We start from the raw sequence: 25,050 nt of genomic DNA on the forward strand, positions 1-25,050 counted from the left end.
ACCCTGGCACGTTCACCGGTTATGCCGTGACAGAGTAGCAAGGAACATAAAGTGAACGGAATGACCACCAGAGCCGTATGTTCCCCCTCACCCCAGCCCTCTCCCTCAAGGGAGAGGGGGCCGTCTGTGCAGGCATTATTTTGTGGGGAACTCTCAGCCCTGACGGGAGCGGGTGAAGGACTTAGTGGTGTTGCACGGTAGCAATGTCGAGAAGATGGCGGTCCGTCTGCTCCAGACAAATCCCCGCGCGTTTCGCGTTGCGGATTTCATCTGCGAGCGTCTTCAGCAGCATGCCATCCTGCTGCTGCTCTCTGTCCATATCACGTAAAAACTTGAGGGTAATGATGTCCCGTTGCGCTTTGGCTTCATCAGCCAGTTTGCTCAGCTTCGCACAGCGTTGCTCATACTCTTCGAGCGTTTTCTGAAACAGTTCTTCCAGAGAAGTGTAATTATCTTCAATCGTTTCAAGCTCTTTGACGGTAGGGTTTGCCCCGACAGCTTTCAAAAAATTAAAGACGCGCATCATGTGCGTGACGTTACTTTGCGCCTGAGTACGAAAGAAGGTGGCAGTGCCGTTGAGGCTTTTTCTGGAACACCATGCGCTCAAATGCAGATGCAGATTTGAAGCATAAAACTCCAGGTTCATCTGGGCATTCAGTTTTTGCATCATCGTTTGGGTAGTCATTCTCATATCCTTATTGACTGTGGGACTTGATGTCCGCTACTTAACCTGACCCGGCAGGTATTGACGATTGAATGGCAGAAATAGATTTCTGCAAGGTAAAAAACTCGAAAATTCACTTCCTGTGTTCGATTTAAATAAGCATACGCTTCTCTTTGGCTTAAGAAAACTCTTAATCGGACTGTGTTTACCATACATTACAAATTTAAATATAGCCCAGAACAGAAAGAGGGGTGAGAGATTGGATTTAATATAACTTGTTGATTTTAATGGGTGTAAAATTAATATTGCTCATTTTTATCGTTTCAGGAAACGTTCTTTGGCGGGAAATTCTGTAAAAGTGTTAAATCAGAAATAATATCTGCAAATATATCCTGTCGTATCAAATTTGAGCTAAATAAATTTTCACTCAATATACGGTTCTGTGATCGCGTCGCAAGATTGTGATCTGATAAAGAGTGAAAATGAAACGCTGTTTTACATCGTTTCATTCGTTGAGGTTTATGATGGCTAACGTTGCGGTGCTGCTGGCACCCGGTTTTGAAGAAGCAGAAGCGATTATCACGATTGATATTCTGCGGCGTTTACAGATTGAGGTGGAGACGCTGGCCTGTGCGGAGTCCCGTGCGGTAGTGAGTTACCACAATATCCCCATGGTGACTGACAGTACGTTAACGGAGCGCATTAATACGCTGTATGACGCAGTCGTGTTGCCCGGTGGGCCGCAGGGGAGCGTCAATCTTGCGGCTAGCAAGCAGGTGCTCCGCTTTGTTTCCGCGCATGACGAGCAGGGCAAACTCATCTGCCCAATCTGCTCTGCGGCCGCGCGGGTGCTGGGCGGTAACGGGCTACTGAAGGGGCGTCGCTACGTCTGTTCCGGCGATCTCTGGCAGAGCGTTGATGAGGGTGTATATGTGGATGCGCCGGTCGTGGTGGATAATAACCTCATCAGCGGCAAGGGGCTGGGGCACGCTTTTGACTTTGCGCTGGCGCTCTCTGCTCGTCTGTTGGGTGACGACGCCCCCGTGCGCGATCATGCTGAACACATCTATTACCGCTGGTAATTTTTCTGCCGGGCGCTAAGGCGTCCGGGTTACAGGGATTTCTTAGCTGACCTTATGGATAATCCTGCTTAACTCCCTTCCATTTGTAGGACAATTACGTCCTTTTTTATGTCATTTTTCGCTGAATTTATGTACGCAATTACTGTAATTCTGCGGTGTGATGTCGCTCTCTTATGGATGATTAATTTCCCGCTAAAACTATCTCCAGCAATAACGCTTATGACGAGGTAAGCGCTAATGCCTTGTTTTAAGTCCGATTAAATAAGTCGTTCGCCATTATTCCCTACAGATAAGAATGCTAAAGCTGGAGTTTACCATGCACAAATTTACTAAAGCGCTGGCGGCCATCGGCCTGGCTGCCGTTATGTCACAATCCGCTATCGCTGAAAATTTAAAGCTCGGTTTTCTGGTTAAACAGCCGGAAGAGCCGTGGTTCCAGACCGAATGGAAATTTGCTGATAAAGCCGGAAAAGATTTGGGATTTGAGGTAATTAAAATCGCCGTACCTGACGGTGAGAAAACGCTGAACGCCATTGATAGCCTGGCGGCCAGCGGCGCGAAAGGTTTCGTTATCTGTACGCCGGATCCAAAACTGGGGTCAGCGATTGCCGCGAAAGCGCGCGGTTACGACATGAAAGTGATTGCGGTGGACGATCAGTTCGTGAACGCCAAAGGTAAACCGATGGATACCGTTCCGCTGGTAATGATGGCGGCCACTAAAATCGGTGAGCGTCAGGGCCAGGAGCTCTACAAAGAGATGCAAAAACGCGGCTGGGATGTCAAAGAGACCGCCGTGATGGCCATTACCGCTGACGAGCTGGACACCGCCCGTCGTCGTACCACCGGGTCCATGGACGCCCTGAAAGCGGCTGGCTTCCCGGAAAAACAGATCTACAAAGTTCCGACCAAATCCAACGATATTCCGGGCGCCTTTGATGCGGCGAACTCCATGCTCGTCCAGCATCCGGAAGTGAAGCACTGGCTGGTGGTGGGGATGAACGACAACACCGTACTGGGCGGCGTGCGTGCAACGGAAGGCCAGGGCTTTAAAGCACCGGACGTGATCGGGATCGGCATCAACGGCGTTGACGCCGTGAGCGAACTGTCTAAAGCGCAGGCGACCGGCTTCTATGGCTCTCTGCTGCCAAGCCCGGATGTCCACGGTTATAAATCCAGCGAAATGCTCTACAACTGGGTGACTAAAGGGGTTGAGCCGCCGAAATTCACCGAAGTGACCGATGTGGTGCTGATCACCCGCGATAACTTCAAAGAGGAGCTGGCGAAAAAAGGACTGGGCGGTAAGTAATACGCTGTGATTGCGCCCCTCACTCACCGTGAGGGGCCAGACGTACACACTACAGGAATCACGGAGTCGTTATGCAACAGTCTGATCCGTATCTCTCTTTCCGCGGCATCGGTAAAACGTTCCCCGGTGTAAACGCGCTGACCGATATCAGCTTCGACTGCTATGCCGGCCAGGTTCACGCCCTGATGGGGGAGAATGGCGCGGGAAAATCCACGCTGCTAAAAATTCTCAGCGGCAACTACACGCCCACCACCGGCACGCTGGCTATTCGCGGCGAAGAGGTGGCCTTTGCCGACACCACGGCAGCGTTAAATGCGGGCGTCGCTATCATCTATCAGGAGCTGCATCTCATTCCTGAAATGACCGTGGCGGAGAACATCTATCTGGGCCAGCTTCCGCATAAAAGCGGCGTGGTCAACCGCTCGCTGCTCAACTATGAAGCGGGCTTGCAGCTCAAGCACCTTGGGCTGGATGTCGATCCGCAAACGCCCCTTAAGTATCTCTCCATCGGCCAGTGGCAGATGGTGGAAATTGCCAAAGCGCTGGCACGTAACGCCAAAATTATCGCTTTTGACGAGCCAACCAGCTCGCTCTCGGCGCGTGAAATAGAAAATCTCTTTCGCGTGATCCGCGAGCTGCGCAAAGAGGGCCGCATCATTCTGTACGTTTCTCACCGAATGGAAGAGATTTTTGCCTTAAGCGATGCCATCACCGTGTTTAAAGATGGCCGCTACGTGCGCACCTTCACCGATATGCAGCAGGTCAACCATGACCAACTGGTGCAGGCGATGGTCGGACGCGATCTGGGGGATATTTACCACTGGAAACCGCGCGAGTATGGCCCTGAGCGTCTGCGTCTGGATAACGTCAAAGCCCCGGGCGTGCGCACGCCCATTTCACTCTCGGTGCGCAGCGGCGAAATCGTCGGGCTGTTTGGCCTTGTGGGGGCAGGGCGCAGCGAGCTGATGAAAGGGCTGTTTGGCGGCACCCGAATAACCCAGGGCCAGGTTTTCGTCGACGGGAAAAAGGTCGATATTCAGAAGCCTGCGCAGGCGATAAACGCGGGGATTATGCTCTGCCCGGAGGATCGAAAGGCCGAGGGCATCATTCCGGTGCACTCGGTGCGCGACAACATCAACATCTCTGCCCGGCGCAAGTTCATCCGCGCGGGATGTCTGATTAACGACGGCTGGGAGGCGAGCAACGCGGATCACCATATCCGTTCGCTGAACATCAAAACCCCCGGGGCTGAACAGCTGATCATGAACCTGTCCGGCGGCAATCAGCAAAAAGCCATTCTGGGGCGCTGGCTGTCGGAAGATATGAAGGTCATTTTGCTGGATGAGCCAACGCGCGGTATCGACGTGGGGGCGAAACACGAAATCTATAACGTCATCTATGAACTGGCAAAACGCGGTGTGGCGGTCCTGTTCGCCTCCAGCGATCTGCCTGAGGTGCTGGGCGTTGCCGACCGCATTGTTGTGATGCGTGAAGGTGAAATTGCCGGTGAATTGCTGCATGAACAGGCGAATGAACAACAGGCGTTGAGTCTCGCCATGCCTAAAGTTAGCCAGGCTGTCGCCTGAGTAAGGAGTCAATGATGTCCTCTGTTACTACATCCGGAGCGCCGAAGTCGGCTTTCAGTTTTGGCCGCATCTGGGACCAGTACGGCATGCTGGTGGTCTTTGCTGCCCTGTTCGTCGCCTGCGCGATTTTTGTGCCGAATTTCGCCACGTTCATCAATATGAAGGGGCTGGGGCTGGCTATCTCCATGTCCGGCATGGTGGCCTGCGGAATGCTGTTCTGCCTGGCCTCCGGCGATTTTGACCTGTCGGTTGCCTCGGTGATTGCCTGTGCTGGCGTCACCACTGCCGTGGTGATCAACATGACCGAAAGCCTGTGGATCGGCGTGCTGGCCGGGCTGCTGCTCGGCGTGCTGAGCGGCCTGGTGAACGGGTTTGTCATTGCGCGCCTGAAGATTAACGCCCTGATTACGACGCTGGCGACCATGCAAATCGTGCGCGGTCTGGCCTATATCATCTCCGACGGGAAAGCCGTGGGGATTGAAGACGAGCGTTTCTTCACGCTGGGCTATGCCAACTGGCTGGGGCTGCCTGCGCCAATCTGGCTGACGGTAGGCTGTTTGATCCTGTTCGGTTTCCTGCTTAACCGCACCACGTTTGGCCGTAACACGCTGGCGATTGGCGGCAATGAAGAGGCGGCGCGTCTGGCGGGTGTTCCGGTCGTACGGACCAAGATCATTATCTTCGTGCTTTCCGGGCTGGTATCGGCGGCGGCGGGGATTATTCTGGCGTCGCGTATGACCAGCGGCCAGCCAATGACCTCCATTGGTTATGAGCTGATCGTCATCTCAGCCTGCGTTTTAGGGGGCGTTTCCCTCAAGGGCGGCATCGGAAAAATCTCATATGTGGTGGCGGGGATCCTGATTCTGGGGACCGTGGAGAACGCCATGAACCTGCTTAATATTTCTCCGTTCTCTCAGTACGTCGTACGCGGCCTGATCCTGCTGGCAGCGGTGATCTTCGACCGTTACAAGCAAAAAGCGAAGCGTACCGTCTGATTTATTTTTAGCCATCAATATGCTCAACTATTAACCATAGTTGACCCCCTGACCGGCCCGCCAGTTTTGCTGACGGGCCGGTTGCCAAATGGCGAGCACCGTCACACTGTCTATACTTACATGGCTGTTTTGTTCACTGTAAGGAGGATTAGGGTGGCTGACTTGTTAACCGCACCGCCTGTACTGCCCGGAAAATTTGCTTTCTTTTTTGACCTCGACGGGACGCTCGCCGGGATTGAACCGCATCCGGATGACGTTGTTGTACCGGACACGGTGTTAGAGAATTTGCAGCAGCTCTCCCGACAGAACGAGGGGGCACTGGCATTGATTTCAGGGCGCTCAATGGCCGAGCTGGATGTGCTCGCCAGTCCTTATCACTTTCCGCTGGCCGGAGTGCACGGAGCGGAGCGCCGCGATATCCATGATCAACTGCATATAGTTTCACTCCCCGACACGCTGATTCAGGCGCTGCATGCGCAACTCTCTTCGGCTCTGGAAATGCTTCCCGGTACGGAACTGGAAGCCAAAGGCATGGCCTTTGCGCTGCACTACCGTCAGGCGCCCCATCATGAGGCGGCGATCTTTGCGATAGCAAGAAGCGTGGCGGAAGCCCATCCGGAGCTGGCGTTACAGCCGGGTAAATGTGTGGTCGAGATTAAACCGGCAGGAATTAACAAAGGCGCTGCCATTGCAGCGTTTATGGCGGAAGCGCCGTTTAAAGGGCGTACGCCAGTCTTTTTTGGGGATGACCTGACCGACGAGGCCGGGTTCAGGGTGGTAAACCAGGCCCAGGGCATGTCTGTCAAGGTGGGATCTGGTGAAACCATTGCCGGATGGCGGCTGGAAAATGTCGCCAGCGTCTGGCAGTGGATATCTGACGTCGCTAACCAGCAACAACAACAAATAGCGCAAAACAACGGGAGAAATCATTATGGGTCGCTTAGTCGTCGTCTCTAATCGCATCGCACCGCCGGATGATAAAAAAGCCAGTGCCGGTGGCCTGGCGGTCGGGGTATTAGGTGCCCTCAAAGCCGCGGGTGGTCTCTGGTTTGGCTGGAGCGGGGAAATCAGTAATGATGAGAAACCGCTAAAAAAGGTGTCACGGGGCAATATCACGTGGGCCTCCTTCGCCCTTAGTGAGAAGGACTACGATGAATATTATTCCGAGTTCTCAAACGCCGTGCTGTGGCCAGCGTTCCACTATCGTCTGGATTTGGTGAAATTCCAGCGTGAATCCTATGAAGGCTACATGCGCGTTAACGCGCTGCTGGCAGATAAACTGCTGCCGCTAATCGAAGAAGACGATATTTTATGGATCCACGATTACCATCTGCTGCCCTTCGCCAGGGAGCTGCGTAAACGGGGTGTGAAGAACCGGATCGGCTTCTTCCTGCATATTCCGTTCCCGACCCCGGAGATCTTTACGGCGCTGCCGCAGCATGATGAAATTCTTGAAGCATTGTCTGATTACGACCTGCTCGGTTTCCAGACGGAAAATGACAGGCTGGCGTTCCTCGACAGCGTGTCGGGTAAAACCCGGCTGGTCACTCACGGCGGCAAATCTCACACCGCGTGGGGACGAAATTTCCATACCGAAGTCTACCCGATTGGTATTGAGCCAGACGAAATCGCCGAGCAGGCCTCTGGTCCGCTGCCGCCGAAGCTTGCCCAGCTCAAGGACGAACTCAAGCACGTTAAGAATATCTTTTCGGTTGAACGACTGGATTATTCCAAAGGGTTGCCGGAGCGATTCCTCGCTTATGAAACCCTGCTGGATAAATTCCCGCAGCATCACGGCAAGATCCGCTATACCCAGATAGCGCCGACCTCGCGCGGTGAGGTTCAGGCTTACCAGGATATTCGTCACCAGCTGGAGACCGAAGCAGGGCGCATCAACGGGCGCTATGGTCAGCTCGGCTGGACTCCACTTTTCTATCTGAATCAGCACTTTGAGCGCAAAATCCTGATGAAAGTGTTCCGCTATGCGGACGTCGGGCTGGTCACCCCGCTGCGCGACGGGATGAATCTGGTGGCAAAAGAGTATGTAGCAGCACAAGATCCTGCTGACCCGGGCGTGCTGGTGCTGTCCCAATTTGCCGGTGCGGCAAACGAGTTAACCTCGGCGCTGATTGTGAACCCTTACGATCGCGATGATGTGGCAAATGCCCTGAACCGCGCGTTAACCATGCCGCTTGCGGAACGTATTTCACGTCATTCAGAAATGATGGAGACCATCGTCAAGAATGATATCAACCGCTGGCAGGCGCGTTTTATTGACGATTTGCGCGCGATCCAGCCGCAAACTCAGGAAGGTGATCTGCAAAAAAAGATCGCGACCTTCCCTAAACTCGCCTGATTTTCTCCGGGGGCATTAATTGCCCCCGAGAGGCACCAGCAGGACATCCACCTGGCTTGACGAAACGATGGATTTTGCCGAGCATGCCGCCCGGGAAAAAAAGCTCTGGTTATGATTTCCACAAATGACCAGGTCAACATTCTGTTTCTGACAAATGTCGAGAATATGTCCACTTAACTCGCCGGTGGCAATCACCGTCTGGTGGACAGGATATTTTGCCCGCTCAACCAGCTCGCGCAGAAATTGCTGCGTTTCCTCCTGAAGAACCTCACGAATATCTTCCAGCATTGGCGCTGCCAGTTGATTATACATTTCGGGTTCAGCAGCCAGGGTAATCAGACTTATGCGGGCATTATTCGGGCGGGCAATGGAAACGGCACGGGCGACGAGTTGATGACTTTCGGGGGAAACCGCAACAGAAACAAGAAGATGGGAGTAACTCATCACACACTCCTTTTATGTCAGAATGACACGTTTCTCAAGCTTTACCGCGAATCTGCCGCTTCTGCAAGAGGCACATGCGACAATAGTGTGAAGCTTATCATAATTATTCATTAATTATTCTTATAAGAAGAATAACGAAATGGGGACGCTAAATGAAAGTAATTAACAACTTAACGTAAATCACACATTTAGCCTTCCGTGCTGTTAAATCGCGTTAACCGATCGTCAACGCAAGCGTGATGGTTACCCATGGAAACTTGTTTCTCGAAAAGAAAACTTAAGCTGCTGTTTTTACTTAATTAACTCCGCCTCTTCTCTGGCGTTCGCGCCCGTTGTGACGCGAAAGGGCAGTGCTTCTTCGACGTAGCAATTTTCATACCCGATCCCCTCATCCCTCTGCATGAGTATTCGTTCCATAAGAATATAAACAAGCTTCACTTGCTCAATAAATAGTCAAATTACAAGTCACGCTGATGGATTTATGGGTTACATTCGCGTAAATTATGTGACGTAGATCACATTTTTTTTAAATTCCAGGGGGGGCTGCATTGTATGTGTCAAAACTGACGAGTAGAGTTTGCGTCGAATTAGGAAAAATCTTAGTTATTTGTAAGAAAAGATAAAATGTGTAACCGACATTTTGGCCATGTTAACCGGTCACGCGCTTTACGACGTACAAACCTAAATTCAACTATGCATTTGGCCTTTTCTTTTTATACCGGGTGATTTCCCGGCGACATCACGGGGTGCGGTCTTTCCGCATAAAAATAATAGTTGGTTATTCGGGATGGGAAAAATGCATACATCCGAGTTGCTAAAACATATTTATGACATCAATTTGTCGTATTTATTGCTCGCGCAGCGTTTGATTAGTCAGGACAAACCGTCAGCGATGTTTCGTCTGGGTGTTAACGAAGAGATGGCAACCATGCTGGGTGGATTAACCCTCCCGCAAATGGTCAAGCTGGCTGAAACCAATCAACTTGTCTGCCAGTTCCGTTTTGATAACCCGCAGACCATTACGCGTCTGACTCAGGAATCCCGCGTGGACGATCTGCAACAGATCCACACTGGTATTCTTCTCTCCACCCGCCTGCTCAACGAAATCAGCCAGCCTGATGACGTAGCCCGGAAGAAAAGGGCTTAACAATGAGCGAAAAAAGCATTGTTCAGGAAGCCCGTGATATCCAGCTGGCGATGGAACTCATCACGCTCGGTGCGCGTTTACAAATGCTGGAAAGCGAGACGCAGCTGAGCCGTGGTCGTCTGATCAAGCTGTACAAAGAATTGCGTGGTAGCCCGCCGCCAAAAGGCATGCTGCCGTTTTCGACTGACTGGTTCATGACCTGGGAGCAGAACATTCATGCTTCCATGTTCTGTAACGCCTGGCAGTACCTGCTTAAAACGGGCTTATGCAGCGGCGTTGATGCCGTGATCAAAGCCTACAAACTTTACCTTGAGCAATGCCCGCAGCAGGAAGAGGGACCCCTGCTGGCGCTGACCCGCGCCTGGACGCTGGTGCGTTTTGTTGAAAGCGGAATGCTTGAATTGTCCCGCTGCAACTGCTGTGACGGCAATTTCATTACCCACGCGCACCAGCCTGCGGGCAGCTTCGCCTGTAGTTTGTGCCAGCCTCCATCCCGAGCCGTAAAAAGACGTAAACTTTCCCGGGATGCTGCCGATATTATTCCACAACTGCTGGATGAACAGATCGAACACGCTGTTTAACCCGAACCTGTGGGCAAGATTCCAGCAGCGGTAAGCGATTACCGCTGCTTTTTTTTACCCTGCGTTCAGGTCATGCGCTCGAAATGAACGTCCTGCCATAGTCACTAGCGGAAGGATGATGTCGTGCTTATCTTATTAGGTTACCTGGTAGTTCTCGGTACAGTTTTCGGCGGTTACATGATGACCGGCGGGCACCTTGGAGCACTCTATCAACCGGCTGAACTTGTCATCATCGGCGGTGCAGGGGTAGGGGCTTTTATCGTTGGTAACAACGGCAAATCGATCAAGGGCACGCTGAAGGCGATTCCGCTGCTGTTTCGTCGCTCGAAATACACCAAAAGCATGTATATGGATCTGCTGGCGCTGCTCTATCGCCTGATGGCGAAGTCACGTCAGCAGGGGATGTTCTCGCTGGAGCGGGACATCGAAAACCCGAAAGAGAGCGAAATTTTCGCCAGCTACCCGCGTATTCTGGCCGACGCGATGATGCTCGATTTTATCGTCGATTACCTGCGACTGATCATCAGCGGCAACATGAACACCTTCGAAATTGAAGCCCTGATGGACGAAGAGATCGAAACCCACGAGAGCGAGTCCGAAGTACCGGCCAACAGCCTGGCGCTGGTGGGCGACTCGCTTCCGGCGTTCGGCATCGTGGCGGCGGTCATGGGCGTCGTTCATGCCCTGGCCTCGGCGGATCGCCCGGCGGCTGAACTGGGGGCGCTGATTGCCCACGCGATGGTGGGGACGTTCCTCGGTATTTTACTGGCCTACGGCTTTATCTCCCCGCTGGCGAGCGTGCTGCGCCAGAAGAGCGCCGAAACCACCAAAATGATGCAGTGCGTGAAAATTACGCTGCTCTCAAACCTCAACGGCTATGCGCCACCGATTGCCGTCGAATTTGGTCGTAAGACGCTTTACTCCAGCGAACGTCCGTCGTTTATCGAACTGGAAGAGCACGTGCGCGCGGTGAAAAACCCTAACCAACAGACGACAACTGAGGACGCATGAAAAACCAGTCCCATCCGATCGTCATCGTAAAAAAGCGCAAGCATAAGGGGCACGGGCACGGTTCTCACGGCTCCTGGAAGATCGCGTACGCCGACTTTATGACCGCCATGATGGCCTTCTTTCTGGTGATGTGGCTAATCTCCATCTCCAGCCCGAAAGAGCTTATTCAGATTGCGGAATATTTCAGAACGCCGCTGGCGACGGCGGTTACCGGCGGGCCGCGCATTTCGAACAGCGACAGCCCGATCCCCGGCGGCGGTGACGATTATACCCAGCAGCAGGGCGAAGTGAAAAAACAGCCTAACATCGACGAGCTGAAAAAAAGGATGGAGCAGGCGCGTCTGAAAAAACTGCGCGGTGACCTGGATCAGCTGATTGAAGCGGACCCTAAGCTGCGCGCGCTGCGTCCGCATCTGAAAATTGACCTGGTACAGGAAGGGCTGCGTATTCAGATCATCGACAGCCAGAACCGGCCGATGTTTAAAACCGGCAGCGCCGACGTGGAGCCCTACATGCGCGATATTCTGCGTGCGATTGCACCGGTGCTGAACGGTATTCCAAACCGCATTAGCCTGTCCGGACACACGGATGATTTCCCGTACGCCACGGGAGAGAAAGGATACAGCAACTGGGAGCTTTCTGCCGATCGCGCCAACGCCTCGCGTCGCGAGCTGGTGGCGGGTGGGCTTGATGATGGCAAGGTCCTGCGCGTGGTCGGCATGGCTGCAACCATGCGCCTTACCGACCGCGGACCGGATGACGCCATCAACCGTCGTATCAGTCTTTTAGTGCTGAACCAGCAGGCGGAGCAGGCCATCCTGCATGAAAACGCCGAAAGTCAGAATGAGTCACTGGACGATTTAAAACAGCCTGGGGCCGTCCCTTCGGCTGCCGTTCCAACATCGCCACCAGCCAATCCGAGGTGATAGCGTGAGCATGGATATTACCGATTTTTACCAGACATTTTTTGATGAAGCCGACGAATTGTTGGCCGATATGGAGCAACATTTGCTGGATCTGGTGCCCGAGGCACCGGACTCAGAACAGCTCAATGCCATCTTCCGTGCGGCGCATTCCATTAAAGGCGGTGCCGGAACGTTTGGATTTACCATTTTGCAGGAAACCACCCATTTAATGGAAAACCTGCTGGATGAAGCACGACGCGGTGAGATGCAGCTCAATACCGACATTATCAACCTGTTTTTGGAAACGAAAGATATTATGCAGGAACAGCTCGACGCCTATAAAAGTTCGGCAGAGCCTGATGCCGCCAGCTTTGAATACATCTGCAACGCGCTGCGTCAGTTAGCGCTGGAAGCCAAAGGTGAGGCGTCTGCGCCCGCTGTCCCTGCGGCAAAACTGAGCGTTGTTGACGCCGTGGCCGAACCCGATACGGCGCCTGACGCGCCCGCAGGAAAACTGCGCGTGGTGCTGTCACGTCTGAAGGAGAACGAGGTCAACCTGCTGGAAGAGGAGCTGGGGAACCTGGCGACGCTCAGCAACGTGGTGAAGGGCAAAGACAGCCTGGCCGCGACGCTCGACGGCGGGATCGGCCAGGATGACATCGTGGCGGTGCTCTGCTTCGTGATTGAAGCGGATCAGATTGCGTTTGAAACCGAGGCGGCGGCCGTTGAAGCGCCTGCTCCGGCAGAGAATACCCCTGCGGTAGTTGCCGCTGCCCCGGCCCTGAAAGCCGTGCCAAAAGAGACGGCCGCTCCGGCCCGCGGTGAAAAACCAGCGGCGCGTTCCAGCGAGTCCACGAGCATTCGCGTGGCGGTGGAGAAAGTGGATCAGCTGATCAACCTGGTGGGTGAACTGGTCATCACCCAGTCGATGCTGGCCCAGCGCTCCAACGAGCTGGACCCGGTGACCCATGGCGATCTCATCACCAGCATGGGCCAGTTACAACGTAACGCCCGCGATTTACAGGAATCGGTGATGTCCATCCGCATGATGCCGATGGAATATGTCTTCAGCCGCTTCCCGCGCCTGGTGCGCGACCTGGCCGGCAAGCTCAACAAACAGATCGAACTCACGCTGATGGGCAGCTCCACCGAGCTGGACAAGAGCCTGATTGAACGCATTATCGATCCGTTAACGCACCTGGTGCGTAACAGCCTCGACCACGGCATCGAGCTGCCGGAAAACCGCGTAGCAGCTGGAAAATCGCCCGTGGGCAACCTGATCCTGTCAGCGGAACATCAGGGCGGCAACATCTGCATCGAAGTGACCGATGACGGCGCGGGCCTGAACCGCGAGCGCATTCTGGCAAAGGCGATTTCGCAGGGAATGGCAGTCAACGAAAATATGACCGACGAAGAAGTGGGCATGTTGATTTTTGCCCCGGGCTTCTCAACCGCAGAGCAGGTCACCGACGTTTCCGGCCGCGGCGTGGGCATGGACGTGGTGAAACGTAACATTCAGGAGATGGGCGGTCACGTTGAGATCCAGTCTAAGCAGGGCGCGGGCACCACGATTCGCATCCTGCTGCCGCTGACGCTGGCCATTCTTGACGGCATGTCCGTTAAAGTGGCGGACGAAGTCTTTATTCTGCCGCTGAACGCGGTGATGGAGTCCCTCCAGCCGCGTGAAGAAGATCTGCATCCGCTGGCGGGCGGCGAGCGCGTGCTCGAAGTGCGCGGCGAGTACCTGCCGCTGGTGGAACTGTGGAAAGTGTTTGAAGTGGACGGGGCAAAAACCGAGGCCACGCAGGGTATCGTTGTGATCCTGCAAAGCGCCGGACGCCGCTACGCGCTGCTGGTCGATCAGCTGATTGGTCAGCATCAGGTGGTGGTTAAGAACCTGGAAAGTAACTACCGCAAAGTGCCGGGGATCTCTGCTGCCACCATCCTGGGTGATGGTAGCGTCGCGCTGATCGTCGATGTATCGGCACTTCAGGGATTAAATCGTGAACAACGTGTGGCGAACACAGCCGCCTGATTAAGTAAAAGGTAATAACATGACCGGTATGAGTAACGTAACGAAACTGGCGGGCGAGCCATCTGGACAGGAATTCCTGGTTTTCACTTTAGGGGATGAAGAGTACGGTATCGACATCCTGAAAGTGCAGGAAATTCGCGGTTACGACCAGGTAACGCGCATTGCGAACACGCCAGCGTTTATCAAGGGTGTGACCAACCTGCGCGGTGTGATTGTGCCTATCGTGGACCTGCGCGTGAAGTTTAGCCAGGGCGATGTGGAGTACAACGATAACACGGTGGTGATCGTCCTGAATCTGGGGCAGCGCGTGGTGGGGATCGTGGTGGATGGCGTGTCTGATGTGCTGTCGCTGACCGCCGATCAAATCCGTCCTGCGCCGGAGTTTGCGGTCACGCTGTCGACGGAATACCTGACGGGGCTGGGTGCGCTCGGCGAGCGTATGCTGATTCTGGTGAATATTGAGAAGCTGCTGAACAGCGAAGAGATGGCGCTGCTGGATATTGCGGCGAATCACGTGGCATAAAATAAAGCCGGGTGGCGGCTTCGCCTTACCCGGCCTACAAATGGCTCGAACACGTAGGCCGGGTAAGCGTCAGCGCCACCCGGCTCTTTTGTAACCTTACGCCTCCTGCTCCACCAGCGCTGATTCCGCTTCCCGCGCCCCTTCATTCTGCGACAGCATCGCCGTCGCAATCCCGTTCCCCAGCACGTTAATGGCCGATCGTCCCATATCCAGGAAATGGTCAATCCCCATCAGCAGCAAGATCCCGGCCACCGGAATGTTAAAGCTCGGAATAGTTGCCGCCAGCACCACCAGCGACGAGCGCGGTACGCCCGCAATCCCTTTCGAGGCCAGCATCAACGTTAACATTAGCACCGTCACCTCGGTGAAACTCAGGTGAATGTTATATGCCTGGGCGATAAACATCGAGGCGAACGAGCAGTACACCATGGAGCCGACCAGGTTAAACGAGTAGCCGATCGGCAGGACGAAAGAGGCGATATTACGTGAACAGCCGAAGCGCGCTAACTGCTCCAGCGTTTTCGGGTATGCCGCTTCTGAGCTGCTGGTGGTAAACGCGACCAGCACCGGATCTTTCAGCATCGCCACCAGACGGAAAATCTCTTTTTTCAGTACCATGTAACCTACCGCCAGCAATACCAGACAGGTCAGAAGGATCGCCACATAGTAACCGCCAATGAACGAGGCATAGTTCAGCAAAATGCCCAGACCCTGAGTGGCAATCACGGACGAAATCGCGGCAAAAATGGCCAGTGGCGCAACGTACATCACGTAGCCCGTCACTTTCAGCATAATGTGGGAGACCACATCCAGCGCCGCCACCAGCGGGGCGTTGAATTTTTGACCTAATGACGCGCCGCCGATGCCGAAGAACATCGAGAAGACCACAATTTGCAGGATCTCATTGTTCGCCATCGCGCCGGCAATGCTGGTTGGAATAGTGTGTGACAGGAAGGCTTTCAGCGACATCCCGCTAACGGCCAGGCCGGTATCAACCGTCTCTGTCGGAATGCTCAGGTTCAGACCGCTGCCGGGTTGTTCAAGGGTAACAATAAACAGCCCCACCAGAATGGAAAGTACGGATGAGCTGATAAACCACACCATCGCTTTACCCCCGACGCGCCCAATCGTCGACGTTTCACCCAGCTTCATAATGCCCACCGTCAGGGTGCTGAACACCAGCGGGGCAATCACCATCTTAATCAGCCGCAGGAAAATATCGGTCAGCAGGGTGATGTTCTCCGACCAGGCCTGTATCGCGTCGGGCGAAGCATACTCATGGATTGCCGCACCTGAAAGAATGCCCGCCAGCATGAAAATCACGATGAAGAGCGTGAGTTTGTTTGCACTTGCCACAAAAAGATCCTCTATGCGCTAAAAGAGTTTCCTGCGTCAATGCATACAAAATTTTTATTTAAGCGCAGGAAAATATTCGGGGCATAAATTGAAGTAAAGCTGCGTGAGTTACAACTTGTTTTTAATTTTTATGAAATTCGTTGTTTTTATGATGACGATATATTGTGACGCGGATCACGTTACAGGCGATATATCCTCAAATTAAGCAAATATAATGCCCGTTTTATTTTGCTAACTCTTTGTAATGTTTGTTAATAGCCTGTTAATTGGAGGGCGGGTGTCTCACCTTCGCTGAAAGTGGTTGAAGCGTGAACCATAAACTAAATTCTCAGTAACCGCGCCGGGGAATGTTTAAGCGGGGCTAACATACTGAACAGTATGAATAAAATAGGGTAAGCGGACCATTATTTCTTCTGGAGGGTGGTAAATGAAAAGAACACTTCTTTTTATCTGCGCGGGTACACTGCTGACGGCGGCGACTGTCGGTCAGGCGCTGGCAGTCACCAGTAGCGGTACTATCGGGGCGACGCTGACGCTGACGAACGGTTGTTTGATCAACGGCTCGCCAACGCAAAACGGCATTAACTTCGGGACACTCGATTTCGGGACCCATCCTGCGACATTCTCCACCCTGACAACCCAGTTAACCGGGGCCAGCGGCGGAAAAACCTTTACCATTCAATGTACCACTGCCAGTTACACGGTGGCGATCACCGGCAACACCAACGCGACCGCACCCGGAACCGTTGTCGGCACCCCCGGCACACCCGCCCGCTATCTGGTGAACACTGCCAATGCGGCACAGGGCGTGGCATACAGCCTCTATAGCGACAGCGGGTACAACAACGTGATCGCTAACAACGCCGCGTTGCCCGTTGCCTCCACGGCGGGCGGGGTGGACAGCTATACCCTCTACGGACGCATAACGGGCGGTGGCAATAGCGTAACGGTTGTACCGGGAACCTATACCGACACGATTAACGTCAGCGTCACCTACTGATTCAGCCATGAAGGCATTGTGTTTATGTCTGCGCGAAAGCGCAGAGGGCGTCGTGCACCCTTTTTTGGCCCTGATCGTCGGGTTGATGATGAACTGCGACGCCAGAGCGGTGACCTCCCAGTCCTTCAGGGTGAGCGCGACGGTAGTACCAGGGTGCTCGGTGAGTACCGGCACGGGCGGGCGCTTTGGGACGCTGGATTTTGGAACCCGTAACGGCGTGGACAACACGCCGGTCAGCACCAGCTTTGTCGCCGACGGTGCGTTGTCCATCGCCTGCACGCCGGGCGTGGCGCTGAGCATGAGCATTGACGGCGGCCAGAATTACAGCTCGGTGCGACGGATGACGCGTTCAGGTGGGACCGAAGTTGTTGGTTACCGGCTTTACAGCAGCAGCTCTCTGGCGGCGAACAGCGAAATTGGGGTTAACCAGGCCATACCGATTACCTATACCAACAGCAATAACATCGCGCTGCCTCTTTTTGGCGTCGCGCTCCTGACGGGGTTTAGCCTGCCGGGAACATATTCAGATCAACTCACCGTGACCTTGTCATGGTAGGAAAGGGAGAACATCGATGAAGCCATTTTTCAGGCGATCAGGCCTGGTGGGTCTGTTGGGGGCAACGGCTCTGGCAGCGAGCCAGGCGCAGGCAGCGGCAACCATTCTTTTGTGGCCCATCGATCCGTGGCTTTCGGCAGAGGCCAGAGCAACTGAATTGTGGATCCAGAATCAGGGCAACAGCGCCACGACAATGCAGGTGCGTATTGTGCGCTGGAAGCAGGAGGGAGGATATGAGCGTTACACCGCCCAGCAGGATGTGGTCGCCAGCCCGCCGATCGTGACCATCGCCAAAGGCAGTAAACAGCTTATTCGCCTGATCAAGCAGGGGACAATCCCGTCGGGGGTTGAGCAGGCCTACCGCATTATTGTGGATGAAATTCCCCAGCCGGATGCCAAAGCGGAACCGTCCATGGGCCTCAAACTGCAAATGCGCTATTCCATTCCCTTATTTGTTTATGGGCAGGGGATCCCCACCCTCAACGAAGGGGCGCACCACGCGCTGGCGAATACTCAACAGCTGAGCTGGCGGGTCGTTCAGGAAGGGGGGAAACCCGCGCTTCAGGTCCGTAATCAGGGGGATGTGCACGTCCGGCTCAGCCAGGTTACGGTTGAGCAGGGCGGGCAAAAACGCACGGTTGCCGAGGGGCTGTTGGGTTATGTGCTGCCAGGCAGCACCCGAAGCTGGCCGCTTCCGGCAGGGATTTATCAGCCGAACCGGATGAGCGCGCAAATTAATGCCAGGGATACGCAATGGCAATCGACGCCCGTCAACTGAAACCGGCGATGATGATCCTGCTTTGCGTCAGTACCAGCGCCTTTGCCGAAACCGGCGACGACAGTTTACCGCCGCCGCCGGATGCACGGACGATGAACGGCGAAGCAGTATTTCAGCTCGTCCTGGTGCTGAACCACTATGACACGGGTCTGGTGGTGCCGGTGACGCAGCGTGAGGGCGCCTGGTTTATTTCGGGCGCGGATTTGCTCCGCGCCGGGCTGCCGCCCGCGCATGTGCCAGCCGGAGAGGTGAATCTCTCGACGCTTACGTCGGTACGCGCAGAGTACGACAGTACGGCCCAGCGCCTGTTGCTGACGGTCCCCCGGGACTGGGTCGCGGCACGGATCACGCCGTTCAGCGAACAGAGCACGCAAAGCAAACCGCACTATGGCCGCGGCGCGCTGCTCAATTACGACGTTTATACCAACCATTCCGAACACACGGGCGGCCAGGCGTCGGTATGGCACGAGTTCCGCTATTTCAATGAGGATTATTCATTTTCATCGACGGGTTACGCCCGGCAGAATTTCACCGGTAACAGCGGGCAGCAGGAAGGGTACGTGCGTTATGACTCTACCTTACTGATCACCAACGAAGAGGATGCCACCACCTGGTCCGCCGGGGACGTCATCAGCGATGCGCTGAGCTGGAGCACCAGCGTGCGCATGGGCGGGATCAGCTACGGGCGCGACTTCTCCCTGCGTCCGGATCTGGTGACCTGGCCGCTGCCGGCGTTTTCCGGCGAGGCGGCTGTCCCGACCTCGGTCGATCTCTTTATTAATGGCTACCGTTCCGGCTCCACCCGCCTTCAGCCGGGGCCGTTTACCCTCACCAATCTGCCGTATATCAACGGTGCTGGCGATGCAGTACTGGTTACCACTGATGCGCTGGGTCGTCAGGTGAGTACCACGCTGCCGTTTTATGTCAGCAGCGATCTGCTTAAGCAGGGGTTAAGCGACGGCGCCGTGACGCTGGGCAGCCTGCGGCGTAACTACGGTATTGAGAATTTTGACTATGGCCCGGCGGCGGGCAGCGGATCGTACCGCTACGGGGTGACCGACTGGCTGACGCTGGAGGGGCATGCGGAAGGGGCGGAGTCGCTGGCGCTTGGCGGCGCGGGCACGGTACTGAAGCTCGGGCGTTTTGGCGTGGTAAATACCTCGTGGACCCAAAGCCGCATGCGCGGCGATAGCGGCGGCCAGATAAACTGGGGCTATCAATACAACACCAGCGAGTTTAGCGTAGCGACCCAGCATACCCGACGTGATCGTGGTTTTGGCAATCTCGCCCTGTACGATCAGCCCACCGTTTATGATGAAAATGATAACCCCGTTGCCAGCCTGAGCCGCAATACCGACCAGTATTCCTTAACCTTTAACCTCGGCGGATACGGCAATATCGGCGCGGCGTGGATCGGCGTTGAGAGTTTTGACAGCCAGAAAACTGAGCTGCTCAACCTCTCCTGGAGCCGTAATCTGTGGGGCTCAAGCAGTATTTATCTGGCTGCCAGCCGTGACCATCAGCGAGGCGACTGGACGGTTGCGCTGTCGTTGCAGGTTCCCCTCGGCGAACGTGACAGCGCCGCCGTCACCTTTGAAAACACCCCTGACGCAGGCAGCACTCAACGCATTAACTACAACCACTCGATGCCTTCAGACGGCGGATTTAGCTGGAACATGGCCTGGGCCAACCAGTCGCGGTCGAGTAACTATCAGCAGGCCACGCTCGGCTGGCGGAATAACAACGTGGAGCTACAGGGCGGCGGCTACGGTGAGAAGGGCATGATGACCTGGTGGGGCGAGGCGATGGGCTCTGTCGTGCTGATGGACGGTGAGCTGTTTGCGGCGAACAAAATCAACGATGCGTTTGTGGTGATCAGCACCGACGGTCATCCGGATGTTCCCGTCAGCTACGAAAACCAGCCGGTCGGAAAAACCAATAACAAAGGCTATCTGCTGGTGAGCGGCGTTTCCGCCTATTACCCGGCAAGTTACCGCATTGATACCCTGAACTTACCCGCGGATACCCGGCTGAAAGAGACCGAGCGTCGGGTGGCGATTCGTCGGCATAACGGTTATCTGGTGGATTTTCCGATGGAGCAGGAGCGGGTTGCCAGCGTGATCCTGCACGATGCGCAGGGCAATGCGATCCCGGTAGGAAGCCAGGTCAGACGCGCGTCGCGCAGCAGCGCGGTTGTCGGCTACGACGGCCTCGCCTGGCTGGAAAACCTCAACGACGTGAATCCGCTCGAGGTCATCACCCCGGAGGGTAAACGCTGTACGGCAACGCTGACCGTTGGCGCAAACCCTGCACATAAGCTGCAAACATACGGTCCGCTGACCTGTCGGGAGGCGCCGTGAGACGCCTGTTAATCGCGCTCCTGCTGCTGTGCTCCGGCGGCAGCTGGGCGGCCTGTACCGTCAGTACGGTGAATGCCTCGTTTGGCAGCGTCACCTCGTTCGCACTCAGCGGCACCGGGGAAGTGGAAACGACGGGCACGCTGGTGGTGACCTGCGATACCGTTCTCAACCTGTTAACCAACGACTCGGTGACGCTGAATTACACCTCGGCATCCGTCTTCGCGAATAGCCGGGCGACCATGAAGCGTACGGACAACGCGGCTATTACCGATGTCATCCCTGCGCGGCTGTGCGGGGCGTCCGGCTGCGGCGGAAACAGTGAAATACAAATCAGCAAAGCCTATACCTGGAGCGGAAACACGCTGCTCGGGCTGCTGGGTTCAAGGCGCTACAACATTCCCCTTTATTTCCGGACCGTAATGGGGCAGAACGTCACCGCCGGGCCGTATCAGGTGTTGTTAACGTTCAGCATTAACTACAACGTGTGCGCCGTTGGCGCGGTCGGAGCGTGCCTGACCCCGCAAACCGGCACGGCAACCACCTCGATCCTCCTCAACATGACCGTCACCAACGATTGCAGCACCATGACCACGCCGGACGTGAATTTTAACAGCGCGCCGCTGGTGCAAAATTTTCCCACCGTTTCACAGTCGGTTGCCGTCACCTGCACCAAAGGCAGCACCTACACCATAGGCATTAATAATGGGGCAAATGCCCTGAACAACGTGCGTCGTATGGTCAGCGGCAGCAACTTCATGAGTTACGACATCTACAAAGAGGCGACCAGCAACCGCTGGGGTAGCAGCGGCAGCGAGCGCTGGGCCAGCGCCAGCTCATCGCAGGTCAGTACGGACGGGCTTTTACGTACCTACAACTACACCGCCAAAGTTCTGACCAGCCAGGCCACGCCGCCTGCCGGAACCTACACCGACACGCTGATTGTCGACGTCGCATTCTGACTCCCGCGCTTTTCCCTTTCGCAAATGTAAAGTTCCTGTGGCCTGTGCCGATAACACCGTTAATAAATCTATGAGAAGGTGTTGTATGTTGAACCGTATCCGCGTTGTCACAATGCTTATGATGGTGCTGGTCATTTTCGCACTTCTTCAGCTTACTTCTGGCGGCCTCTTTTTCTCGTCGTTAAAACAGAACCAGGACAGCTTCGCGGCCTCGAACGATTTGCGAATGCAGCAAAGCGAACTGACCACGACCTGGGATCTGATGTTGCAGACGCGTATCAACCTGAGCCGCTCGTCTGCCCGCATGATGATGGACCCAAATAACCAGCAGAGCAGCGCAAAAACGGAACTGCTGAAGAATGCGCGCGCCACGCTGGCAGACGCGGCGAAACATTACGACGCCTTCAAAAAAATCGCCCCTCAGCCGGCAATGGCGCAGGCGAGCGCGAACATAGATGAAAAATATCAGGCCTACTTCGCCGGCCTCACGGAGCTGGTGCAGTTCCTGGAGAAGGGTAATATGGACGCCTATTTCGCGCAGCCGACCCAGGGAATGCAGAACGCCCTCGGCGCGGCGCTCGGCGAGTACGCTAAAGCCAGCGGCGAGCTTTATCACTCCGCGTTCACGCAAAGCCAGAACGACTACCGTTTCGCTAAATGGCAGATGGCGGTTCTCGCCCTCGCGCTGGTCATCGTACTGGTGGCCGTGTGGTACGGCATTCGTCATATCCTTCTTAACCCGCTTGGCCGCGTCATTGCCCATATCCGTGATATTGGCCGGGGCGATCTCACGAAAACGCTGACCGTTTCTGGCCGCAATGAGATCACCGAGCTGGCAACCAGCGTCGACCATATGCAGCGTTCGCTGATTGATACCGTCGCCAACGTGCGCGAGGGGGCGGATGCCATCTATACCGGCACGAGTGAAATCGCGATGGGCAACAACGATCTCTCGTCCCGTACCGAACAGCAGGCATCCGCTCTGGAAGAGACGGCGGCCAGCATGGAGCAGCTCACCGCGACCGTGAAGCAGAATGCCGATAACGCCCGCCAGGCGTCGCAGCTTGCAGAAAGCGCGTCCGACACCGCCCAGCGCGGCGGTCGGGTGGTCGACGGCGTGGTGAAAACCATGCATGACATTGCCGACAGCTCGAAGAAAATCGCCGATATCATCAGCGTAATCGACGGTATCGCCTTCCAGACCAATATCCTGGCGCTGAACGCGGCCGTTGAAGCGGCGCGTGCGGGCGAGCAGGGGCGCGGGTTTGCCGTGGTCGCCGGCGAAGTGCGTAACCTCGCCAGCCGCAGCGCCAATGCGGCAAAAGAGATCAAAGCCCTGATTGAAGACTCTGGTTCACGCGTGGATACCGGCTCGGTGCTGGTGGAAAGTGCGGGTGAAACCATGAATGACATCGTGAATGCCGTGACGCGCGTGACGGACATCATGGGTGAAATCGCCTCTGCATCGGATGAGCAGAGTCGTGGTATTGACCAGGTCGCCCTGGCGGTATCGGAAATGGATCGTGTGACGCAGCAAAACGCCGCCCTGGTGCAGGAGTCCGCTGCCGCGGCCGCTGCGCTGGAGGACCAGGCGAGCCGCCTGAAAATGGCCGTCTCGGCGTTCCGTCTTACTTCAAAAACGACAAATACGGTCAGCTCGCGGTCGGCGTACAGCGAAGCAACCCCGGCGCCCGTGACAACACGTACGCGCGCAGCGGTGACCGGACAAGATGAAAACTGGGAAACATTTTGACTGACAATTAAACCGCGGCTGCTTGCCGCTTGATGGGAGCGTGGATGTTTAATCGTATTCGTATCTCGACCACACTGTTTTTGATTCTGATCCTGTGTGGGGTTTTGCAGGTTGGCAGTAACGGGTTGTCTTTCTGGGCGTTTCGCGATGGCTATCAGAATTTGCAGGAAGTTGAGACGAGTAATCAGCAGCGCTCCGCACTGGCACAAACGCGTGCCGTGCTGTTGCAGGCAAGCACTGCGCTGAACAAAGCAGGGACGTTAACCGCGCTGAGCTATCCGCCGGAGGATATTAAGGCGCTGATGGTCGTGGCCCGCAGCAGCCTGAAGCAGGCCGACGCGCAGTTTAAGGCCTTTACGGCGCAGGAGGCGGTCAGTGAGAAAGAGAAAGCGCTGAAAGTCGCCATGAAAAAGACCTTTGATGTGTGGTACGGCGATCTCGACCATCAGGCGACGTGGCTGGAGAACAACCAGCTTTCTGACTTCCTGACCGCGCCGGTGCAGGCGTCTCAGGCGGCGTTCGACGGCAGCTTTAACGCCTGGCAGCAGGATATTAACCAGTTTGTGGCGCGTGCCGGTGCGGACAGCCGTACCAGCTACCGCATGTCAGGGGCGATTTTCCTGACCATGGTGATCCTGGCCGCCCTGCTGACCGGCGGCTCGCTGTGGTGGTCGCGCAAAATGATCGTCCAGCCGCTGGCCATCGTCAGCAGCCACTTCGACAGTATGGCGAAGGGCGATCTGGCGCGTCCGGTGGCCGTGTATGGCAGGAATGAGATATCAGCGATTTTCGCCAGCCTGAAGGCGATGCAGGGGTCGTTGCGGGAAACGGTAAGCAACGTTCGCCAGGGCAGTTACGCCATGCATACCGGGATCTCCGAGATTGCGGCAGGCAATAACGATCTCTCATCCCGCACCGAACAGCAGGCGGCATCGCTGGCGCAGACGGCGGCCAGCATGGAGCAGCTGACCGCGACGGTAAGCCAGAACGCCGATAACGCGCGTCAGGCGTCCGACTTGTCAAAACAGGCGGCGATGACGGCGAAACGTGGGGGCGATCAGGCCTCTCACGTCGCCAGCACGATGCAGGAGATTGCCGACAGCTCGCAGAAAATTGGCGACATTATCAGCGTCATCGACGGTATCGCGTTCCAGACCAATATTCTGGCGCTGAACGCGGCCGTTGAAGCGGCGCGTGCCGGGGAGCAGGGGCGCGGGTTCGCGGTGGTTGCCGGTGAAGTCCGAAACCTCGCCAGCCGCAGCGCCAATGCGGCGAAAGAGATCAAAGGGCTGATAGAAGAGTCGGTCTCCCGCGTTCAGCAGGGCTCCGCGCTGGTGGATACCGCCGCGCAGACCATGCACGAGATTGTCACCTCCGTGACGCGGGTTAACGACATTATGGGCGAGATTGCCTCGGCGTCTGATGAACAACGCCGTGGTATTGAGCTGGTGGCGCAGGCCGTTACACAGATGGATCAGGTTACGCAGCAGAACGCCTCACTGGTGGAAGAGGCGGCGGCGGCTACCGATCAGCTGGCAAACCAGGCGGATCACCTTACCGGGTTGGTCGCCGTATTTAATGTGAAAGAGCACGTTGAAGCAGTAACAGAAGTCGGACGGTCACAGGCCGTGCCCGTTGTATCCTGAATGTGAT

The 25,050-nt window shown here is 55.6% G+C and carries 22 protein-coding genes; 19 read left to right on the plus strand and 3 right to left on the minus strand.

The features are described from left to right. Positions 1-181: 181 nt before the first annotated feature. The gene (locus INF61_RS07060) at positions 182-685 is read right to left on the minus strand and encodes a non-heme ferritin-like protein (RefSeq protein WP_017384424.1); all 504 of its coding nucleotides are present in this window, start codon (positions 683-685) and stop codon (positions 182-184) included. 503 nt (positions 686-1,188) lie between these two features. Between INF61_RS07060 and INF61_RS07065 the strand changes: the two genes are divergently transcribed. From INF61_RS07065 to otsA, 6 genes are all read left to right on the plus strand, one after another. After that, positions 1,189-1,746: a DJ-1/PfpI family protein gene (locus INF61_RS07065; protein ID WP_045907564.1), complete on the plus strand. Its 558-nt coding sequence runs from the start codon at positions 1,189-1,191 to the stop codon at positions 1,744-1,746. Positions 1,747-2,062: 316 nt separating this feature from the next. After that, positions 2,063-3,052 (plus strand): arabinose ABC transporter substrate-binding protein AraF, encoded by a 990-nt coding sequence (araF, locus tag INF61_RS07070; protein WP_017384422.1) that lies wholly within the window; start codon positions 2,063-2,065, stop codon positions 3,050-3,052. A gap of 71 nt (positions 3,053-3,123) precedes the next feature. Then, a complete protein-coding gene (araG, locus tag INF61_RS07075) occupies positions 3,124-4,638 on the plus strand; it encodes an L-arabinose ABC transporter ATP-binding protein AraG (protein ID WP_003859688.1) in 1,515 nt (504 codons plus the stop codon). A 14-nt stretch (positions 4,639-4,652) separates the two neighbouring features. After that, positions 4,653-5,633 carry an arabinose ABC transporter permease AraH gene (araH, locus tag INF61_RS07080; RefSeq protein ID WP_003859689.1) on the plus strand — a complete coding sequence of 327 codons (981 nt, stop codon included), beginning with the start codon at positions 4,653-4,655 and terminating at the stop codon, positions 5,631-5,633. Between the two features lie 153 nt (positions 5,634-5,786). Beyond that, positions 5,787-6,590, plus strand: a complete 804-nt coding sequence (gene otsB / locus INF61_RS07085) for a trehalose-phosphatase (protein ID WP_048974175.1) — start codon at positions 5,787-5,789, stop codon at positions 6,588-6,590. Next, positions 6,565-7,989 carry an alpha,alpha-trehalose-phosphate synthase gene (gene otsA, locus INF61_RS07090; RefSeq protein WP_015570257.1) on the plus strand — a complete coding sequence of 475 codons (1,425 nt, stop codon included), beginning with the start codon at positions 6,565-6,567 and terminating at the stop codon, positions 7,987-7,989. Before otsB ends, otsA begins: the two co-directional genes overlap by 26 nt. A 15-nt stretch (positions 7,990-8,004) precedes the next feature. On the opposite strand, the gene uspC is transcribed toward otsA, so the two are convergent. Further along, positions 8,005-8,433 carry a universal stress protein UspC gene (gene uspC, locus INF61_RS07095; protein WP_017384418.1) on the minus strand — a complete coding sequence of 143 codons (429 nt, stop codon included), beginning with the start codon at positions 8,431-8,433 and terminating at the stop codon, positions 8,005-8,007. Positions 8,434-9,229: 796 nt separating this feature from the next. Between uspC and flhD the strand changes: the two genes are divergently transcribed. The 6 genes from flhD (at position 9,230) to cheW (ending at position 14,635) form a co-directional block, all read left to right on the plus strand. Further along, positions 9,230-9,580, plus strand: a complete 351-nt coding sequence (gene flhD / locus INF61_RS07100) for a flagellar transcriptional regulator FlhD (RefSeq protein ID WP_003859693.1) — start codon at positions 9,230-9,232, stop codon at positions 9,578-9,580. Positions 9,581-9,582: 2 nt separating this feature from the next. Continuing rightward, positions 9,583-10,161, plus strand: coding sequence for a flagellar transcriptional regulator FlhC (gene flhC / locus INF61_RS07105; RefSeq protein WP_003859695.1), 579 nt, complete (start codon positions 9,583-9,585; stop codon positions 10,159-10,161). A 123-nt stretch (positions 10,162-10,284) separates the two neighbouring features. Further along, positions 10,285-11,172, plus strand: coding sequence for a flagellar motor stator protein MotA (gene motA / locus INF61_RS07110; protein WP_003859696.1), 888 nt, complete (start codon positions 10,285-10,287; stop codon positions 11,170-11,172). Continuing rightward, entirely contained in the window at positions 11,169-12,098 is a 930-nt protein-coding gene (gene motB, locus INF61_RS07115; RefSeq protein ID WP_003859697.1) for a flagellar motor protein MotB, read from the plus strand. The genes motA and motB overlap by 4 nt, the downstream gene beginning before the upstream one ends. A 4-nt stretch (positions 12,099-12,102) precedes the next feature. Beyond that, positions 12,103-14,112 carry a chemotaxis protein CheA gene (gene cheA / locus INF61_RS07120; protein ID WP_017384416.1) on the plus strand — a complete coding sequence of 670 codons (2,010 nt, stop codon included), beginning with the start codon at positions 12,103-12,105 and terminating at the stop codon, positions 14,110-14,112. Between the two features lie 19 nt (positions 14,113-14,131). Beyond that, positions 14,132-14,635, plus strand: a complete 504-nt coding sequence (gene cheW / locus INF61_RS07125; RefSeq protein WP_003859699.1) for a chemotaxis protein CheW — start codon at positions 14,132-14,134, stop codon at positions 14,633-14,635. Between the two features lie 96 nt (positions 14,636-14,731). Here the strand turns inward: cheW and INF61_RS07130 are convergent, their stop codons facing one another. Then, entirely contained in the window at positions 14,732-15,991 is a 1,260-nt protein-coding gene (locus INF61_RS07130; RefSeq protein WP_017384415.1) for a dicarboxylate/amino acid:cation symporter, read from the minus strand. Between the two features lie 427 nt (positions 15,992-16,418). Here INF61_RS07130 and INF61_RS07135 point away from each other — a divergent pair, with 427 nt between their 5' ends. The 7 genes from INF61_RS07135 (at position 16,419) to tap (ending at position 25,043) form a co-directional block, all read left to right on the plus strand. Then, entirely contained in the window at positions 16,419-16,991 is a 573-nt protein-coding gene (locus INF61_RS07135; protein ID WP_193547643.1) for a spore coat protein U domain-containing protein, read from the plus strand. A gap of 7 nt (positions 16,992-16,998) precedes the next feature. Beyond that, the gene (locus tag INF61_RS07140; RefSeq protein ID WP_032669620.1) at positions 16,999-17,547 is read left to right on the plus strand and encodes a spore coat U domain-containing protein; all 549 of its coding nucleotides are present in this window, start codon (positions 16,999-17,001) and stop codon (positions 17,545-17,547) included. Between the two features lie 16 nt (positions 17,548-17,563). Further along, entirely contained in the window at positions 17,564-18,325 is a 762-nt protein-coding gene (locus INF61_RS07145) for a molecular chaperone (RefSeq protein WP_032671661.1), read from the plus strand. Next, positions 18,301-20,685 (plus strand): fimbria/pilus outer membrane usher protein, encoded by a 2,385-nt coding sequence (locus tag INF61_RS07150; protein WP_193547644.1) that lies wholly within the window; start codon positions 18,301-18,303, stop codon positions 20,683-20,685. Before INF61_RS07145 ends, INF61_RS07150 begins: the two co-directional genes overlap by 25 nt. Beyond that, positions 20,682-21,644, plus strand: coding sequence for a spore coat U domain-containing protein (locus INF61_RS07155; protein WP_017384412.1), 963 nt, complete (start codon positions 20,682-20,684; stop codon positions 21,642-21,644). Before INF61_RS07150 ends, INF61_RS07155 begins: the two co-directional genes overlap by 4 nt. A gap of 85 nt (positions 21,645-21,729) precedes the next feature. Beyond that, on the plus strand, positions 21,730-23,397 hold the full coding sequence (gene tar / locus INF61_RS07160) for a methyl-accepting chemotaxis protein II (RefSeq protein WP_069595858.1): 1,668 nt from the start codon (positions 21,730-21,732) through the stop codon (positions 23,395-23,397). Positions 23,398-23,441: 44 nt separating this feature from the next. Continuing rightward, the gene (gene tap, locus INF61_RS07165; RefSeq protein WP_193547645.1) at positions 23,442-25,043 is read left to right on the plus strand and encodes a methyl-accepting chemotaxis protein IV; all 1,602 of its coding nucleotides are present in this window, start codon (positions 23,442-23,444) and stop codon (positions 25,041-25,043) included. The last annotated feature ends 7 nt before the right edge of the window (positions 25,044-25,050 follow it).

Origin of the sequence: Enterobacter cloacae complex sp. P18RS (assembly GCF_014982105.1) — a bacterium.
In the GTDB taxonomy this organism is placed as follows: Bacteria; Pseudomonadota; Gammaproteobacteria; order Enterobacterales; family Enterobacteriaceae; genus Enterobacter; species Enterobacter hormaechei_C.

Coding starts and splice junctions, on each gene's coding strand:
- INF61_RS07060 (WP_017384424.1), bottom strand. CDS start 685: ATGACTACCCAAACGATGATGCAAAAACTGAATGCCCAGATGAACCTG.
- INF61_RS07065 (WP_045907564.1), top strand. CDS start 1,189: ATGGCTAACGTTGCGGTGCTGCTGGCACCCGGTTTTGAAGAAGCAGAA.
- araF (WP_017384422.1), top strand. CDS start 2,063: ATGCACAAATTTACTAAAGCGCTGGCGGCCATCGGCCTGGCTGCCGTT.
- araG (WP_003859688.1), top strand. CDS start 3,124: ATGCAACAGTCTGATCCGTATCTCTCTTTCCGCGGCATCGGTAAAACG.
- araH (WP_003859689.1), top strand. CDS start 4,653: ATGTCCTCTGTTACTACATCCGGAGCGCCGAAGTCGGCTTTCAGTTTT.
- otsA (WP_015570257.1), top strand. CDS start 6,565: ATGGGTCGCTTAGTCGTCGTCTCTAATCGCATCGCACCGCCGGATGAT.
- uspC (WP_017384418.1), bottom strand. CDS start 8,433: ATGAGTTACTCCCATCTTCTTGTTTCTGTTGCGGTTTCCCCCGAAAGT.
- flhD (WP_003859693.1), top strand. CDS start 9,230: ATGCATACATCCGAGTTGCTAAAACATATTTATGACATCAATTTGTCG.
- flhC (WP_003859695.1), top strand. CDS start 9,583: ATGAGCGAAAAAAGCATTGTTCAGGAAGCCCGTGATATCCAGCTGGCG.
- motB (WP_003859697.1), top strand. CDS start 11,169: ATGAAAAACCAGTCCCATCCGATCGTCATCGTAAAAAAGCGCAAGCAT.
- cheW (WP_003859699.1), top strand. CDS start 14,132: ATGACCGGTATGAGTAACGTAACGAAACTGGCGGGCGAGCCATCTGGA.
- INF61_RS07135 (WP_193547643.1), top strand. CDS start 16,419: ATGAAAAGAACACTTCTTTTTATCTGCGCGGGTACACTGCTGACGGCG.
- INF61_RS07140 (WP_032669620.1), top strand. CDS start 16,999: ATGAAGGCATTGTGTTTATGTCTGCGCGAAAGCGCAGAGGGCGTCGTG.
- INF61_RS07145 (WP_032671661.1), top strand. CDS start 17,564: ATGAAGCCATTTTTCAGGCGATCAGGCCTGGTGGGTCTGTTGGGGGCA.
- INF61_RS07150 (WP_193547644.1), top strand. CDS start 18,301: ATGGCAATCGACGCCCGTCAACTGAAACCGGCGATGATGATCCTGCTT.
- tar (WP_069595858.1), top strand. CDS start 21,730: ATGTTGAACCGTATCCGCGTTGTCACAATGCTTATGATGGTGCTGGTC.
- tap (WP_193547645.1), top strand. CDS start 23,442: ATGTTTAATCGTATTCGTATCTCGACCACACTGTTTTTGATTCTGATC.